Annotated in this window: 13 protein-coding genes; 6 read left to right on the forward strand and 7 right to left on the reverse strand. The window is 61.3% G+C overall.

The genetic code is table 11. The features are described 5' to 3' along the window. Positions 1–26: 26 nt before the first annotated feature. Positions 27–2,210: an amino acid permease gene (locus tag ACK3SC_RS12205; protein WP_416840464.1), complete on the forward strand. Its 2,184-nt coding sequence runs from the start codon at positions 27–29 to the stop codon at positions 2,208–2,210. 63 nt (positions 2,211–2,273) lie between these two features. Here ACK3SC_RS12205 and ACK3SC_RS12210 read toward each other — a convergent pair whose 3' ends face one another. Continuing rightward, positions 2,274–3,269 carry a WD40/YVTN/BNR-like repeat-containing protein gene (locus ACK3SC_RS12210; RefSeq protein WP_416840465.1) on the reverse strand — a complete coding sequence of 332 codons (996 nt, stop codon included), beginning with the start codon at positions 3,267–3,269 and terminating at the stop codon, positions 2,274–2,276. Positions 3,270–3,419: 150 nt separating this feature from the next. Beyond that, a complete protein-coding gene (locus tag ACK3SC_RS12215) occupies positions 3,420–5,351 on the reverse strand; it encodes an aldehyde ferredoxin oxidoreductase family protein (RefSeq protein WP_416840466.1) in 1,932 nt (643 codons plus the stop codon). A 324-nt stretch (positions 5,352–5,675) separates the two neighbouring features. On the opposite strand from ACK3SC_RS12215, the gene ACK3SC_RS12220 reads away from it, so the two are divergent. Further along, positions 5,676–6,944 carry an RNA-guided endonuclease InsQ/TnpB family protein gene (locus ACK3SC_RS12220; protein ID WP_416840467.1) on the forward strand — a complete coding sequence of 423 codons (1,269 nt, stop codon included), beginning with the start codon at positions 5,676–5,678 and terminating at the stop codon, positions 6,942–6,944. Positions 6,945–6,989: 45 nt separating this feature from the next. On the opposite strand, the gene ACK3SC_RS12225 is transcribed toward ACK3SC_RS12220, so the two are convergent. Then, a complete protein-coding gene (locus tag ACK3SC_RS12225; protein ID WP_416840468.1) occupies positions 6,990–8,057 on the reverse strand; it encodes a hypothetical protein in 1,068 nt (355 codons plus the stop codon). A gap of 221 nt (positions 8,058–8,278) precedes the next feature. On the opposite strand from ACK3SC_RS12225, the gene ACK3SC_RS12230 reads away from it, so the two are divergent. Both ACK3SC_RS12230 and ACK3SC_RS12235 read left to right on the forward strand, forming a co-directional pair. After that, the gene (locus tag ACK3SC_RS12230; protein ID WP_416840469.1) at positions 8,279–9,361 is read left to right on the forward strand and encodes an archaeosine biosynthesis radical SAM protein RaSEA; all 1,083 of its coding nucleotides are present in this window, start codon (positions 8,279–8,281) and stop codon (positions 9,359–9,361) included. A 140-nt stretch (positions 9,362–9,501) separates the two neighbouring features. Then, a complete protein-coding gene (locus ACK3SC_RS12235) occupies positions 9,502–9,678 on the forward strand; it encodes a hypothetical protein (protein ID WP_416840470.1) in 177 nt (58 codons plus the stop codon). A 144-nt stretch (positions 9,679–9,822) separates the two neighbouring features. Here ACK3SC_RS12235 and purQ read toward each other — a convergent pair whose 3' ends face one another. The 3 genes from purQ to ACK3SC_RS12250 all read right to left on the reverse strand — a co-directional run bounded on the left by purQ (position 9,823) and on the right by ACK3SC_RS12250 (position 11,727). After that, complete coding sequence (purQ, locus tag ACK3SC_RS12240) at positions 9,823–10,497, reverse strand: phosphoribosylformylglycinamidine synthase I (RefSeq protein WP_416840471.1); 675 nt, start codon at positions 10,495–10,497, stop codon at positions 9,823–9,825. Position 10,498: 1 nt separating this feature from the next. Beyond that, positions 10,499–10,750, reverse strand: a complete 252-nt coding sequence (gene purS / locus ACK3SC_RS12245; protein ID WP_416840472.1) for a phosphoribosylformylglycinamidine synthase subunit PurS — start codon at positions 10,748–10,750, stop codon at positions 10,499–10,501. Positions 10,751–10,836: 86 nt separating this feature from the next. Then, positions 10,837–11,727 carry a winged helix-turn-helix domain-containing protein gene (locus tag ACK3SC_RS12250; protein WP_416840473.1) on the reverse strand — a complete coding sequence of 297 codons (891 nt, stop codon included), beginning with the start codon at positions 11,725–11,727 and terminating at the stop codon, positions 10,837–10,839. 324 nt (positions 11,728–12,051) lie between these two features. Between ACK3SC_RS12250 and ACK3SC_RS12255 the strand changes: the two genes are divergently transcribed. Together ACK3SC_RS12255 and ACK3SC_RS12260 are read left to right on the forward strand one after the other, a co-directional pair. Further along, the gene (locus ACK3SC_RS12255) at positions 12,052–13,035 is read left to right on the forward strand and encodes a formyltetrahydrofolate deformylase (RefSeq protein WP_416840474.1); all 984 of its coding nucleotides are present in this window, start codon (positions 12,052–12,054) and stop codon (positions 13,033–13,035) included. A 33-nt stretch (positions 13,036–13,068) separates the two neighbouring features. Next, a complete protein-coding gene (locus tag ACK3SC_RS12260; protein WP_416840475.1) occupies positions 13,069–13,563 on the forward strand; it encodes a VOC family protein in 495 nt (164 codons plus the stop codon). 257 nt (positions 13,564–13,820) lie between these two features. Here the strand turns inward: ACK3SC_RS12260 and ACK3SC_RS12265 are convergent, their stop codons facing one another. Next, a complete protein-coding gene (locus ACK3SC_RS12265; protein ID WP_416840476.1) occupies positions 13,821–14,252 on the reverse strand; it encodes a CHRD domain-containing protein in 432 nt (143 codons plus the stop codon). Positions 14,253–14,309 lie beyond the last annotated feature (57 nt).

Below are 14,309 nucleotides of genomic sequence, written 5' to 3' on the forward strand. Positions count from 1 at the left end.
CACGCCACGAGAAGGAGGAGGGACAGATGAGCGTCGAGGGGAGCGAACTCGAGCGGACGCTCGGATTCGTCGAGGCGATGACGCTCGGCGGGGGGACGATGATCGGTGCGGGAATTTTCATCCTCCCGGGCATCGCTGCTGAAACCGCTGGCCCCGCGAGTTCGGTCTCCTACGCTATCGCTGGCTTCGTCGCGCTGCTCGCGGCGCTTTCACTTTCCGAACTGGCGACTGGAATGCCCATCGCAGGCGGGAGCTATCACTACGTCAACCGAGCGCTCGGCGGACTCTTCGGGGCCGTCGTCGGCTGGGGTATGTGGACGGGGCTGATGTTCGCGAGCGCGTTCTACATGATCGGCTTTGGCCAGTACCTCGTCGAACCGATCCCGTTCCTCGACGGACGGGTCTTCATCGTCGGCCTCGGGCTCGTCGGCCTCGTCCTCCTTCTCGGGGTCAACTACTACGGCACCGAGGAGTCGAGCGCCTTCCAGAACGTCACCATCGGGGTCGAAACCGCCATCATCCTCGTCTTCGTCGCGGTCGGCGTGTTTTTCATCAACCCCGAGAACCTCGAACCCTTCGCCCCGTTCGGGCCCGGTGGTGTCATCGCCACGACCGGTATCGTCTTCATCTCGTTCCTCGGCTTCGAGATTATCGCCACCGTCGCGGGCGAGATCAAGAACCCCAGTCGAATCATCCCGTTGTCGATGATTCTCTCGGTGGTGTTGGTGACCATCCTCTACGTCCTCGTCATGCTCGTCAGCACTGGCGTAATCCCCTTCGAGTCGCTCGGTGACTCGCCGATTCCGGTTTCGGACGTGGCCGTCACCTACCTCGGTCCGGCGGGGGTCGTCGCAATCGTCTTCGCCGCCATTATCGCGGCGATATCGAGCTCGAACTCCTCGATACTCGCAGCTTCGCGGGTCATCTACGCCATGGGCAGAGACGGGGTCGTGACCGACTGGTTCAACGTGAGCCACCCTCGGTTCTACACGCCCCATCGAGCCATCGCGGCCACTGGCGGAGTGACGGCGCTGTTGATTCTCATCGGCCTCGAAGTGGAGACGATCATCGCGCTGCTCGCAGAGGCGGCGAGTTTCAGCTTCCTCGTCGCGTACTCGCTCGTCCACGTCTCGCTCATCGTCTTCCGGCGGGCCGACCCGGACGGCTACGACCCCTCCTTCGCACTCCCGCGACCCCTCTACCCGGCCGTCCCGATACTGGGAGTGGTGCTGTCGCTCCTCGTCGTCTCGCAGATGGCGACTATCGTCGTCGTCATCGGGTCGGGCATCGTCACCTTTGGAGTCGTCTGGTACGCGACATACACACGGGGGCGCGTCGTGAGTGAAGGACTCCTCAGCGAGGCGATTCGTGGGAAGCCAGCCGAGCCGTTCCGCGTGGTCGTTCCGGTGGCGAACCCGGCGACACAGCGTGGGCTCCTCCGTCTGGCAGCGGCCAGCGCGCACGCCAACGAAGACCGGGGGACGCCCGAACTCGTCGCGGTCAACGTCACGCCGGTCGCACACCCGTCGCCGCTTCAGAACGTCGAGGCCGACCGCTTCGAGCATCAGCGCGACCTTCTCAACAACGCCCACGACATCGCAGCCGAGATGGACGTCACCCTCCGGACCAGGACGGTGGTCGCTGCTGACGTTGGAGAGGCGATACTCGACGTGCTCGAAGAGGAGGCCGCCGACGAGGTCATCCTCGGCTGGGACGGGACGCTCGACCGCGATGGCCATGTCTTCGGTGCAACGGTCGACCCGGTGGTTCGGAGCGCTCGCTGTGATGTCTCACTCGTCAACCTCAGAACCGAGACCGTCGGGACGCCAGTGGCACTCATCGCCCCTGGCCACAACGCGCCGGTCGTCGCACACCAAGCAGTCGAATTTGCGACTGTCGACGGGGCCGTCCCGACCTTGCTGAACGTTCAGTCTCCCCGAGGGAAGAACGACTCGGACGCCAAGGAACGGGGGCGGTCGGTCGTCGTCGACGCTGCCGAGGCGGCGGGGCTTGCCCCCAGCGACTACGACATCCAGGTCGTCGTTGCCGACGATATCGGTCGGGCGGTCGTCGAAGCGACCAGTCAGTACGACACCGTCTGCGTGGGTCTCTCGGGGCGGACTGAGGGGTCCCGAATACCCTTCGGAACAGTCACCGAACGAGTCGTGCATGACGTCCCGAGCAACGTCGCCCTGATACGCGGCTCGTAAGCGCCCCCGACGCTCCGCGACAGATACGCAAGGCGAGTGCCTCGGGTTTGACCTCGAGGCGGTTCACTCGGGCGGAAGCATCACCATCGAACGTTCGATAGCCGGGAGTTGCCCGTCAAGTTGGTTCCAGTCGCGCCCTCGATTCGATGAGTGCCAGATTGTCCCGTCGGCCAACCCGGCCCACAGATGGTCGGGCATCGCGGGGTCCGTACAGAGGGCGTACGGCATCGACGAACTGGTGATTCCGTCGAGTCGGACCCACGGACCCTCGCCAGTTCGGCGGAAGAGTGTCGCCTTCGCGTCTCCGTCGCCGTGGGCCGCAAACGGTCCAGTTGAGGCAGAGACGTACCAGATGTCCGGGTTCGCTGGATGGGCAGCAACGCTCCACCCGTACCCCCGGTCCAGTCCGCCGCCGGGCTTTCGCCACGTCTCGCCGCCGTCCGTGCTTCGTGCACCCGGCCGCTTCCCGATTCCTGCGCCACCTTCGTAGACGGACTCAGCATCGGTAGGGTGCCAGACGAGACTGTGACAGTCTCGAATCGCTTTCGGACGGTGATTCGACCACGTCTCGCCGCCGTCTGTGCTTCGGACGACGGCCCCGAACTCGATGCCGGCGACGACGAGGTCAGGGTCGTCGGGTGACACGGCGAGTGCCTGAACGTACGCAGTAAACGGCGGTGAAGCCGGTGACCGCCACATCCGCCGACCTCGGATTTTCTGGAAGGACTCAGATTCGACCCACGTCTCTCCCCCGTCGTCTGACCGGAAGACACCGGATGGCCGGACGCCTGCGTAGAGTCGCTGGGGGTCGCTCGGGGCGACGGCCACGGCCATCACCGTCTCGTCGGCGAGTCCACGTTGCGTCCACGTCACACCTCGGTCGGTCGAGACGAACACGCCATTTCCTTCCGTGCCTGCGAGAACGAGCCCCGTTCCGGGTGGTCCGGCCGCCAGCGACGACACCGGTTGTGTCCGGAGGTGTCTGGTGACGGTCAAATCTCCCTCTGTTACGCTTGCGATGCCACTCCCCGTCGTCGATAAGAAACTCCGTTCGGACATTGTTGCCCCTCCCCGACCACTCACACGACTGTGCAGTGTGGTATCACAATACACTAGGCTGGCTGAACTAATAATGATTCCTTGGAGTGTGCAAGGGGATGCGTCGCTGTTGGCCCAGCGTGTGTCTGGCAAAAAAGATGGATTGACGGATTAGTCGTCTGCCGGTGCAGACGAGTCGCCGCGGGAGACGCCCGTTCCCGGTCCGATGTCGATGCTGAGTTCTTCGAGACGCTCGTCGGGGACGACGCCGTCGACCCACTGGCGGCGAGCGTAGTACTCTTCTTTCATCTCGTCGAGTTCGCACAGTTGGCCTTCGGACGCACCCTGCCCCGGAATCGCCTCGTCGCCGGGGATGAAGCGTCCCGGCAGTGAGTCGTCCGAGCCATCGAAGCCAGCGAGGTTGTTGTAGTAGCGTTCGAGGGTGTAGATGCGGTCACCGGTTTCGAGGAGTTCGTCTTCGGTGACGTCGAGGCCGGTCATGCCGTTGTACTGGAGGACGTACTCTTCGATACCTTCTGCGAAGGCGTTGAACTTGCAGATGTCGAAGGAGTCCGAGATGGCGTGCATGTCCTGGAACAGCGCCACGAGTTCGCCCTTGCCGCGCCATTCGTGCGGGTCGGCCTTCTCCGGAATGCCGAGAATCTCGGCCGAGGGCGTGTAGCCACGCAGGTGGCAGGCACCGCGGTTGGAGGTGGCGTAGCCGATGCCCATGCCTTTCATGCAGCGTGGGTCGTACGCCGGGATAGTCTGGCCCTTGACGGCCAGCGAGTTGCTGTGGGCGTCGAAGCGCTCGGCGAGGCCGTTTGCACCCTCTGCGAGTGCGTCGGCGAGGTCGCCGTCGCGGTTGGCGACTTCGTCGATGAGGTCGATCATCCGCTCGGTGTCGCCCCAGTCGAGTTGTTCGCTCAGGCTGTCGAGTTTGCCTTCTTCGGACATCTCCATAGCCATCGCCATCATGTTCCCCATCTCGATGGTGTCGACACCCATGTCGTTACAGCGCTCGATCATGACGGCCACTTCGTCGCGTTCGGTGTGACCGGAGTTCGGGCCGAGTGCGTACGCGGACTCGTACTCGTAGGACTCCGTGCGGACGTTCATCTCTTCGCCCTTGTGCATGATCGACACTTCGACTTCCTTCTTACAGGCGACCGGGCAGGAGTGACAGGTCGGTTCGTCCACGAGGATGTTCTCGCGGACGTTCTCGCCGGAGACCTTCTCGGCGTCGATGTTTCCGCCCTCGGCCTCGCGCATCGCGCCCGTCGAGGTGTACTTCGCGTTCTTCGTCGGGAGGCCGTCGAGTTCCTCGCCCGCGTTCATCAGGACGTTCGTCCCGTACAGCGAGAGGCCACCTTCGTTCGGACCGGTGACTTCGGACTCGCGGATGAGCTGCATCGCCTGCTGGTAGCCCTTCTTGAACGTGTCTGGCTCAGCGGGTTTTGGCATCTTCGTGCCGGATTTCACGACGACGGCCTTGAGGTTCTTCGACCCCATGACAGCGCCCGTGCCACCGCGGCCGGATGCTCGGTCGTCCTCGTTGACGATACAGGCGTATTTGACCTGGTTCTCGCCACCGGGGCCGATTGCCATCACCGAGAGGTTCTTCCCGAGTGAGCCACCGACTTCGGCTTCGAGTTCGGAGATGGTGTCGTGGACACCCCAGCCCCAGATTTCACGTGCGTCGTGGAGTTCCACTTCACCGTCTTCGACGACGGCGTACACTGGGTGTTCGGCCTTCCCTTCGAACAGGAGGCCGTCCATTCCTGACCACTTGAGACGGGCACCACTCCATCCCCCGTGGTGGGAGTCGGTGACGGTCCCCGTGAGCGGGGATTTCGTCACCACGGCGATTCGGCCACTCATCACGGTCTGTGTGCCCGTCAGCGGCCCTGTCATGAACGCCAGCAGGTTGTCGGGACCAAGCGGATCCACGTCTGGACCCTGGTCGAAGACGTATTTGACACCCAGACCACGAGCACCGATATACTTCTTCGCGTCTTCGTCGCTGATTCCCTCGTATTTCACGTCACCATCGGACAGGTCGACCCGTGCGACTCTGTCGTGATAACCACCAAGTTCTGTCATTGTAATCCTCGATGATTATATACGGCTGGGAGTGGGTTAGTGATTCCCACACCAGAGAAACCAAAATCGGTTACGTGTTGCTGAGGCTACACCGTACCGTCTCCGTATTGCGGCAATCTATGCATCTTATCCCGGTTTCGAGGCTAACGTCCACCCTCCCGGGATTTCACCAGAATATAATGCGACCTTGTTGCTCAATTCATATTTTGCCGACAGGGATGGAATGGGTATCTGCTCCACTATTCGTTTTAGCTCCGGAGATTCCACGATACAGTCACTACCTTTATTAAAATACTTTTCATAAGAACTTATGTAAACGGTCTAATGTTGAAGACGACCCGCACCTATCGAGCAAAGATTGTCAACCACCAACAGGTGAGCGACGACCTCGATGATTGTGGGCACTCAGCATCTAAACTGTGGAACGTCGCCCGCTACCACATCCAACAAGAATGGGATGTGACCGGCGAAATTCCGTCAGAAGCCGACCTCAAGTGCGAACTAAAAGACCACGAACGATACAGTGACCTTCATTCTCAGTCAAGTCAGCGAGTTCTCGAAGAACTCTCTGAGTCGTTCAACGGCTGGTTCAAAAAACGCAAGAACGGCGACACAGACGCGAACCCGCCCGGATACAGAAAGCGAGGCGACACCCATCCACGCTCTACCGTGACATGGAAGCAAATGGGCATCAAACACGATTCCAAACACTACAGACTCCGCCTGAGTAAAGGCTTCAACCTGAAGACCCACCGCTCAGACTTCATCCTCGCAGAATACGAGGCACGTCCGGACGTGACCGTAGAGAATATCCAACAAGTGCGGGCCGTGTGGAACGGCGACCGCTGGGAACTTCACATCGTCTGTAGGGTCAAGATACCCGTCGAAGATGCCCCCGGTGACAACACGGTGGGCATCGACCTCGGCATCAGCAACTACCTCGCCATCGCCTACGACGATGGGGACGCTGAGTTATACCCGGGGAACGTTCTGAAACAGGACAAGCACTACTTCACCCGCGACGAGTACGACACCGAAGGAGAGAACGGGCCATCGAAGCGTGCGTTGCGTGCCCGGCAGAAGTTGTCTCGGCGGAAAGACCACTTCCTACACGCGCTCGCCAAGCACGTCGTGGAGCGGTGCATTGACTACGAGGTCGGTCGCATCGCCATCGGTGACTTGAGCAAGATACGAGAGGACGAGAACGGCGAGTCTCGGAATTGGGGCAAGCGTGGGAACAAGAAACTTCACGGGTGGGAGTTCGACCGCTTCACCACGTTGATCGAATATAAGGCCGAGGAACACGGCATCCTCGTTGACCGTATTTCAGAGCGGGATACGTCAAAGACGTGTTCGTGCTGTGGTCGGAAGCGTGGCGCGAATCGTGTGAAACGAGGCCTGTACGCCTGCGATTCGTGTGGTGAGATGATGAATGCGGACGTGAACAGTGCGGTGAACATTCGCAGAAAGATAACTCGAAGTCCTCCAACAGAGGATACAAGTAACGGTCGTTTGGCACGGCCAGCAGTCTACCTGTTCAACCAAACCTCGGGACGTTTCGTACCGAGCGAACAGGTGGGTTGTAAATCTTAATATCCCAACGCTTGGGGTTCCTTGCCCTTTGAGGTAGGGAGGATGTCAACCCGGTTTCGGTCCTTCAGCTCTGAGTGCGAGGCTTCCAGTGGCGTCGACGACCACGCTCGCGGGGCCTCGCGGCGGGCACGACCACCACGTTCCAGTGACCTCCGCGCCCGTCTCGATCTGGGCGACGACCTGCTTCGGTCCAGACTCGACGAACGGCACAATGTCACGAGACTCACCAGCGTCGAGGTCGAACTGCTCGTCGAACGTATCCGACGCCGATTCGACTCGGACCGAGAGTTGGTGGGGTTCGTCGTCAAAGTTCGCGAGCGTGAGCGTCGTGTTCGCCGGCCCGCAGCCGAAGTCGCCACTCTGGGTGTCGACGTACTTCGTCGGTTCGTCGGGGACGGGCCACGTCGTCTCGACGACTATCTCGTCAGTTTCGAGGACGACACCGTACGTTCCCGTCCGATAGGTCACCGGCACCGCCAGTCGAGTCTGTGATGGAATTCGATACGTTCGGTCGAACAGCACCGACCCGAAGAGGTCGACTTGCAGTCTGGCCGTGGTCTCGCTCCCGGGGTTCTCGACGACGATGCCTGCTGGGGCGTACCATCGACCCGACCCGTCACCGACGAGTGGGAGGTTTTCGGTCTCACCACCCGTTGCTATCGCGCACTCTCGACTGGGGTTGCACGTAACTCGCCCCCAGAACTCGGCCGTCTCTCGTCCGAGGACGACCTCCAATCCGTCGCCACTGTCGTCGACAGTCCACGGTGAACGCGCTCGGATGCCGGTGTCTGTCTCGACTACTATCTCGGTCTCTCCACGTGGGACGGCCACGCGACTCGTGACTCGCCCACCGGGAACGAGGTCCACGTTGTCGAAGTAGACGTCGCGTCCGTCGCGCATGACGACCACCGTCGTAAACACGGGATTGGGTGTCGGATTCCAGACCGAAAGCTGGCGTTCGACCCGTTCTTCCACCCTCGTTGTCGCTGTCTCCGGTGTGGTTCCGCCCTCTGGAGTGGGTGTCTCCGTCTCTGTCTCCCCCTCGGGTGAGCCACATCCCGCGAGGCCAGTGGCGCTGGCCGCGACGAGTGAGAGGAGGGCACGACGGTTCATACCAGAGCGTAGGGCCCCGAGATATATGAACGTCAGCGGACAGCAATTTGCGTGACGACGCGACGCAATGCAGTCTTGTGACAACCTGACTGCAATGTCCTGATTGTGCTGTCCTGAGTATGTCCTGTGACAACCTGACTGCGATGTCCTGAGGTATTTCCCCCCTCGCGGGCGCACGCCAGACGAAGCGGCTTTACGCCCCCATCCGATAGGAGAGTCCAATGAGTAAGCCGAGCCCCGAGGTCTACGAGCGGGGACGCGGGATGGACGCGCACAACAAGGTGATGCGCGACATCCGTTCGCGGAAGCAGAAGACCTACGACCCTCACGAGCCGACGCGGGTGTGGATTGACGAGGACAACACGCCCGACGGCGTCTACGACTCGCTGACGATTATTCTCAACACCGGTGGGTGCCGCTGGGCACGCGCCGGCGGGTGTACGATGTGCGGCTACGTCGCCGAGTCCGTCGAAGGCGGAACCGTCTCTCACGAGGCGCTCATGGACCAGATTCAGGTCTGTCTCGACCACGAAGCCGAAGAGATGGACGACGGCGAGAAAGCCGGCCTCATCAAAATCTACACCTCCGGGTCGTTCCTCGACGAGCGCGAAGTGCCCGCCGAGACGCGCGACGCCATCGCCGAGACGTTTTCGGACCGCGACCGGATGGTCCTCGAGTCGCTGCCGGACTTCGTCACGCGCGAGAAACTCGCGGACTTCACCGATCGTGGGCTGGAGACGGACGTGGCAATCGGCCTCGAAACTGCGACGGACCGTGTTCGCCACGACTGCGTCAACAAGTACTTCGACTTCTCCGACTTCGAAGACGCCTGTGCAGAGGCCGAGGCGGCAGGTGGCGGCGTGAAAGCCTACCTCCTGATGAAACCGCCGTTCCTCTCGGAACCGGAAGCACTCGAAGACATGAAGTCGTCTATCCGACGCTGTGCCGCCGTGGACAACTGCCACACCGTCTCGATGAACCCGACGAACGTCCAGCGCTACACGATGGTGGACGAACTCTTCTTCAACGGTGGCTACCGACCGCCGTGGCTCTGGTCGGTTGTCGAGGCACTCCGCGAGACGGTCGACGTCGACGCCATCGTCGTCTCCGACCCGGTTGGCGGCGGTCAAGAACGCGGTGCCCACAACTGCGGCGAGTGCGACGAACTCGTCTTCAAAGCGGTCAAAGACTTCAATCTCCGGCAGGACCCCAGCGTCTTCGACCAGGTGTCCTGTGCGTGCGAGGCAACGTGGGAGTACGTCCTCGACGCCGAGACGAGTTACAACATGCCGCTCGTCCGGTAAGGTCGGGTTAGCGTTCTATCTATCTGTCCAGTTTTCGCGAGTAGACATGTCTATTTTTACGTGACTTGTCGCTGTTAGGATGCCCCAACGGAGGGTAACGCCCTCCTAACGATTCAGATAGGCTATTCGTATCAAAGTGGATGCAACTCGTTATCACATTCGGGAGTTCGGACACGTGCCCACCCGGACTGCCCGCCATCATGACGAAACACACGTACAAGACCGTCTATTATGCGGATGGATGGTTTGAGATCCGCGAGGAAGAGAACACCGAGGCATGGATTGCCACGGACGCTCCTCGCGCACTCATGCCATAGTACGCGGTATGCGGGTCGGGAAAACTCCAACCATCGCTCATCGTGTACGCTGTTACAATTGCCCATCCGACCCTGTACCGCTCACCGCCGCTGCGGCGGTCTTTTTTATCGAAATCTACCGGCTGTCGAGTTTCGGCAGTCCAGTTATCCCACGAAGCCCGAGAGGACGCCTCGACCGTCCGTGTTCCCGAGTTCTGGGAGTGACGCGCGCTCTGGGTGCGGCATCAAGACTGCGACAGATTCGGACGCGCCGAGGATTCCGGCGACGTTGCCGCGAGACCCGTTGGGGTTCGCGTCGTCGGTGACGTTTCCGTCTTCGTCGCAGTAGCGGAACAGGATACGGTCGTTGGCTTCCAGTTCTTCGTAGCCGTCGTCGTCGATTTCGAAGCGCCCCTCGCCGTGAGCGATAGGGAGTTCGATGACGTCGCCTTCTTCGTACGCGTTAGTCCACGGTGTGTCGTCGTTCTCGACGCGGAGGTAGACGTGTTCACACTGGAACCGAGCACTTGCGTTCGTGGTGAACGCGCCGGGCGTCAGACCGGCCTCACAGCCGACCTGTGCACCGTTGCAGACGCCGAGGACAGGAAGCCCCCGGTCGATGGCGTCGCGGACGGCGTTCATCATCGGCGACCGAGCGGCCATCGCACCACCGCGCAGGTAGTCGCCGTACGAGAAGCCACCAGGGAGCATGATGCCCGTCGTCTCCTCGGGGAGTGGGTCTTCGTGCCAGACACGTTCGGCTTCGAGGCCGAGGCCCGACAGCGCACGAACGGCGTCTCGATCGCAGTTCGACCCGCCAAACTGCACAACTGCAATCATCTTACGCCTCGGCGACCTCGACTTCGTAGTCGTGGATGGTCGGGTTCGCCAGCAAGCGTTCGGCCATCTCGTCGGCGCGCTCGGCCGCCGCGTCGGCGTCCGCCGCGTCGAGGTCGACTTCGTACCGTTCGGTGAAACGCAACGCGTCGAGTTCGAACCCGAGTCGTTCCAGCGCGCGCTTCGTGGTCTCCGCCTCCGGGTCGAGTACGCCACGCTTGAGGCGCACCGTCACCGTCGCGGTGTAGGTGGTCATCGGATGACGATGCGTGGTGATGTGCAAAAACGGTTTTGGGTCGCGTTTGATATGCAAGAAGGTGGATACTGTTCGGGACCCGGCGGTTACGGGGCTGGAGACCGTGCTACGTCGTGAACGTCGAGCGTGTCGTCGATGACGAGCGACAGCGTGTCGCCATCGACTTCGAAGTCGACGCGTGCGCGGAGTGGGTCGTCCGAGACGACGGTGAGCGTCGGTTTGTCGTGCCACGCAGTTCCCCACAGATTCGGTTGCGAGAGGTCGACGTCGTGGTCGTAGTAGAACGAGACGACTGCAGGGTGGTCGAGATACGCCATTCCGACGCCAGCGATGAGTTCTTCGCGACAGCGCGTACAACTGTAGACGGCCTGGGGTTCGTCGCAGACGACGTCTGGGTGGAGTTCGTCCGTATCGGTTTCGAGACGGCTCTCGAGACGTCCCTGGCAGCTCACACAGAACCCGTCTCGTGCCTGCGAGAACAGCGACCTGACGTATCGGTCTGCAACTTCTGGGAGCGCTGCGTCGTCGTAGTCTTCCAGCACACCCGGCGGAATACCGGCGTCTAACATCGTCTTGTCGCAGTCGGTACAGCGGATGTGCACGCGTTCGTCTTCGTAGGTGGCTTCGACGAGCCCATCACACGTCGGGCAGGGATGGTCCAGTGGGATTGGACCGATGTCGTCACCCCTGGTGTACGCGCCGGCGAGGATGGCACCAACGATATTCCAGCCGGCGAGACGGAGCTCGTAGCCCGCCTCGGACTTCTTCACGAAGTTGTCGGTGAGTTTGCCGAGGTGGTAGTTGAACCGACCGCTGTCGGCGACACCGACCCGCTCGCGGAGTTGCGAGAACGTGAGCGGGTCACGCGGCGCGTCTGCGAGTGTCCGAAGGATGGCGAGCCGTGTCTCGTCGGCGAGCAGCGAAAACGCCTGCTCGCTCGCAGAGTCCACGGACGCCGGAACGTCACGGGAACGCATAGCCCATGATTCGTCGGTGTCGGACTTAATCGATTCGTGCGATGACATTACTGTGCACGCCTCCCTGCGACGACGAGCGCGATACGTGGGCCGAATACGGCGAGACGCGGCGTGTGAGTACTGGGTGACTTCATTGGTATCGACGACTCTTCGGGCGACAATAATGGTGAACAGAATCGCAGTTCTGTACACCAGTATACAGAAACCCGTTCGTTCGGTAGAAACCGAACTCGGATGTGAGTTCGTTGCGGAGAACGACAGCGGTTTATCGCTCGCTCTCGCAAGGCGGTGTATGTTCAGCTTCGAACGGCTGGAGGTGACGGTATGACGCGAGAACTAACCGAAATTACGGTCATCGGAGGAGACAAGACTGGGCTCATCGCGAACGTGACCACCCTGCTGTTCGAGCGCGGAATCAACGTCGAGGACCTAGACCAGGCGGTTCGCGAGGGAATCTTCCGGATGACGTTGCATGCGGACACCTCGGAGATGACCTGTACGCGCGACGAACTCCGCGACGCACTGTCGGACCTCGGTGACGACCTGGGCGTGGATGTCCAGGTTCGCTTCCCGTCGGACCGACAGACACGCGAGATTGCAGTCCTCGTCACGAAGGAATCGCACTGTCTGGAAGCGCTGTTCGAGGCGTGGGCGAACGACGACCTCGGCGCGGATATCTCGGTCGTCATCGGCAACCACGACACGCTCGAACCACTGGCGAGTCACTACGACGTTCCCTTCCACGACATCGGTGACGAGAAGGGCACTGCTGACGAAGACAAGCTCATCGAACTGCTCGAACAGTACGACGTGGACCTCATCGTCCTCGCGCGCTACATGCGCATCCTCGGGCCGAACGTGGTCTTCCGCTACGAAGACCGCATCATCAACATCCACCCGTCACTGCTCCCTGCCTTCCCGGGTGCCGCCGCCTATCGACAGGCCAAGGAGAAAGGTGTCCGCATCGCGGGCGTCACCGCGCACTACGTGACGACCGACCTCGACCAGGGCCCGGTTATCACCCAGCGAGCGTTCGACGTGCCAGACGACGCGGCTATCGACGAGATAAAGACTCGCGGACAACCGCTGGAGGCAGACGCACTGCTCGACGCAGTCCAACTCCACCTCGACGATGCTCTGTCGGTCCACCGTGGGCGCACGAGCCTTCGTGAGGAAGCCGACGCTGCCGATTATCAACTCGGTCTCTCTCGCGAGGCACAGGCGGCGAACCCAGACCGCCCCGTCGACGGCATCATCGACGCCCTCGGGAAGAAAGAGCCCGCAGCACTCGAACAGTCGGACGACTGAAGACTTTTCTCGTCCCCTCATACATAGGGGGCGATGACCGACTCAGATTCACGGCGCGACTCCGACGTCCCTGACTTCGCTGGCCGACCGAACGGCCCCGGCGCAGTCCGTGCACTTGGCGAGTTTGCGCTCCGTGTCGAGGACCTGCCGGCGATGCGTGCGTTCTATCGCGACGTCGTCGGGCTTGGCGACCCTATCGGTGACTTCGAGACGGTCACGTTCTTCGGGCTCGGGGAGAGTTATGGCGGCCACGAGGCGGTGTTCGTCCTCTTCGACCGAACTGAGGCCGACGGCTATTCAGGAATCGACCAGAAGAAGACGACCATCGACCACTTCGCGTTCAGTATCGACGCCGACGACTTCGACGCCGAAGTCGAGCGATTGCGAAGCCACGGACTCGAACTCGATTTCGCGTACCACGAGTGGGTCGAGTGGCGCTCGCTCTACTTCTCGGACCCGGAGGGGAATCGAGTGGAGTTGGTGTGTTACGACGCCGAAGGAATGGAGAAGAACGAGCGATTCGACTAAGGAAGTCTTACGACCGGCAGTGTCCCCCCGGCCAGTACCTTATTATCAACCCAAACTGTTTCTGGGCCATGAACGTTCTCAAGGTACTGTTAGAAGCAATCGAAGGATATCGCGATGGCGGCGTCGAAGAAGCAGTCTCGGAAGGCGTCGAGGAAGTTGCGGAAGAAGCGACCGGGAGAGACCTCTAACGGTCTGTCTCCACAACGTTGTCTGTCGGTGTATTCCCGGCCCGGTTGGACGCTGGTCAGTGAGACTGCCTAGTCCAACTGTCCGCGAATCTCACCGCTGGGATTGCCAAGCGTGTGGACGTTCACGTACGCCTCGCCACTCTGGACAGCGTCGTACACGTCTTCTAACGACGTCCAATCACACGCGTTTCCGGGGTTGGGTTCTGTAACTGTCTCTTTTGCGAGGATGCCGTTTGCTGACGTCGGCCCACCCCCGAACAGCGTCACCCCAACCGGGCCGTTCTGACCCGCAGGCCCGCAATGGATGTGTGCGGCCACGACATCGTCGATGTTGGCGACGATCAGGGTGTAGCTGAGTTCTGTGAACTCCTTGTCGAACGAGACGAGCACTTGCCCCTGTGCCTTCGTCTCGACCGGTGGTACCTCTTCGCTCCCCGTGAGGTGGGCACGGAAGTTCCGCTGGTCAGGTGGTACGTGGCCCTGTGCAGTGGCCGGACTCACACCGATTCCACCCACCAACACTCCTGCTACCCCGATGGACCGAAGAAACCGCCGTCT

It is taken from the genome of Haloferax sp. DFSO52, from assembly GCF_048158745.1.
Taxonomy (GTDB): Archaea; Halobacteriota; Halobacteria; order Halobacteriales; family Haloferacaceae; genus Haloferax.